Raw genomic sequence first — 2218 nt, 5'->3', positions numbered from 1 at the left:
TGCGCCTTGCCCTCGCGCGGATCGCAGCGGCATGATTTGCCGCGCATAGCCCATGCCGGACAATTCCACTTCCCCAGCTCCCGACACGACACGCGACACGCGCCGGCCGTTCGTCGTGGTCACCGGCCTGTCCGGTGCCGGCCGCGCGACCGCGCTGAACGTGCTCGACGATCTGGGCTATGTCGCCGTCGACAACGTGCCGCTGCCGCTGCTCGACGATCTCATGCGCTCGACCGGTGGCGAAGCGGGCGAGAAAGCCAGACCGCTCGCCCTCGGAATCGATACCCGTACCTTCGGCTTCGACGCCCGCAAACTGGTGACCCGTATCGGCGAACTGCGGAACCATCCAGGCCTTGCCGCCCGGCTGCTGTTCCTCGAGGCCGACACCGAGACGCTGCAGCGGCGCTACACCGAGACGCGCCGGCCGCATCCGATGGCACCCGACCGCCCGGTGGTCGACAGCATCATCGAGGAACGACGGCAGATCGGCTGGATGCGCGAGTCCGCCGACGTCTCCATCGACACGTCGTCGCTTTCGCCGCACCGCCTGAAGCAGATTCTGACAGGCCATTTCGGCCTCGGCCGCGCGATCGGCACCCGCATTTCCGTGATGTCGTTCTCGTTCCGCCGCGGCCTGCCGCGCGAGGCCGACCTGGTGTTCGACGCGCGGTTCCTGAAGAACCCTCACTACGATCCGGCGCTGAAGCCCCTTACGGGCCGCGATCCGGCGGTTGCGGCGTTCATCGCAACCGACCCCGACTACCACCCGTTTGTCGACAGGCTGAAAGGGCTGATCGGGCCGCTGCTGCCGCGTTTCGACGCCGAGGGCAAGAGCTATCTGACCATCGCCATCGGCTGCACCGGCGGCAAGCACCGGTCCGTGGCGCTGGCCGAGGAGCTTGCAGACTGGTTGCGAAGCACGGGCCGGTCCGTCACTCTCTCGCACCGGGACGTCGGGGCGGCCGGGGAGGCCGGGGGCGCAGGGTAGAGCACAGAATGATTGGTATCGTACTCGTGACTCACGGCAATCTGGCGCAGGAATTCAAAGCCGCGCTGGAACACGTCGTCGGTCCACAGCAATGCATGTCGACTGTTTGCATCGGCGCCGACGACGACATGGAAAAACGACGCGGGGAAATACTGGAGAGGGTCCGCGCCTGCGAAACGGGCGAGGGCGTCATCGTGCTGACGGACATGTTCGGCGGCACGCCCTCCAATCTCGCGATCTCCATCATGGAGCAGGCGCGGGTCGAAGTGCTGGCCGGCGTGAACCTGCCGATGTTGGTGAAACTCGCCAGCGTCCGCACGCGGCCGATCGCCGAAGCGGTGCGCATGGCGCAGGAAGCCGGTCGCAAATACATCACCGTCGCCTCCCGCATCCTGGCCAAGGAAGCGTCGTGACCGACATCGCAGGGAATTCGAGCGCGGAAGCCGGCATCGGCGCCCTGAAGCGGAATCTGGCGATCGGCAACAAGCGCGGCCTGCACGCCCGCGCCGCCGCCAAGTTCGTCCGCACCGCCGGCCAGTTCGATGCCGTCGTGCGCGTCTCCTACAAGGGCCAGGAAGTCTCGGGCCTGTCGATCATGGGCCTCATGATGCTGGCCGCCGGCATCGGCAGCTCGATCGAGGTCATCTGCTCGGGCCGGCAGGCAACCGACGCGATGGCGGCCATTTCGGCGCTGGTCGAGGGCAAGTTCGGCGAAGATTGAACGCCCTGTGCGCCGGGCATAAAGCGGCGCGCATATCGACATAAATTCTTGCTTATATGTTGATCCGGCGCGTTGAGGCGGTTTCGCACCGCTGTTATGACACGCCCGCTTTTCACAATTCGTCGCCTGCCGACGCCGGCACAGAAGGAGCGCCAAATGGCCGACTACATCGTCAAGGATATCGGGCTCGCCGACTGGGGTCGCAAGGAACTCGACATGGCCGAGACCGAGATGCCTGGCCTGATGTCGATCCGCAAGGAATACGGGCCGAAGAAGCCGCTCAAGGGCGCACGCATCGCCGGCTCGCTGCACATGACGATCCAGACCGGTGTGCTGATCGAGACGCTGAAGGCGCTGGGTGCCGACGTGCGCTGGGCCTCGTGCAACATCTACTCGACGCAGGACCATGCCGCCGCGGCGATCGCCAAGGCCGGCACGCCGGTCTTCGCGATCAAGGGCGAGAGCCTCGAGGAATACTGGGACTACACCCACAAGATCTTCGAGTGGGG

Annotated in this window: 4 protein-coding genes; all 4 read left to right on the top strand. The window is 65.9% G+C overall.

The features are described 5' to 3' along the window. The first annotated feature begins 115 nt into the window (after positions 1-115). Entirely contained in the window at positions 116-988 is an 873-nt protein-coding gene (gene rapZ / locus EPO41_RS18750) for an RNase adapter RapZ (RefSeq protein ID WP_296328077.1), read from the top strand. 8 nt (positions 989-996) lie between these two features. Next, positions 997-1401 (top strand): PTS sugar transporter subunit IIA, encoded by a 405-nt coding sequence (locus EPO41_RS18745; RefSeq protein WP_295132495.1) that lies wholly within the window; start codon positions 997-999, stop codon positions 1399-1401. Between the two features lie 5 nt (positions 1402-1406). Further along, the gene (locus EPO41_RS18740; RefSeq protein ID WP_296328080.1) at positions 1407-1709 is read left to right on the top strand and encodes an HPr family phosphocarrier protein; all 303 of its coding nucleotides are present in this window, start codon (positions 1407-1409) and stop codon (positions 1707-1709) included. Positions 1710-1865: 156 nt separating this feature from the next. Next, positions 1866-2218 (top strand): adenosylhomocysteinase (locus EPO41_RS18735; protein ID WP_296328075.1); only part of this gene is annotated, 353 nt, incomplete at its 3' end.

The sequence above is a fragment of the Reyranella sp. genome, assembly GCF_004297265.1.
GTDB lineage: Bacteria > Pseudomonadota > Alphaproteobacteria > Reyranellales > Reyranellaceae > Reyranella.
This window is presented reverse-complemented; position numbering and strand designations above follow the sequence as displayed.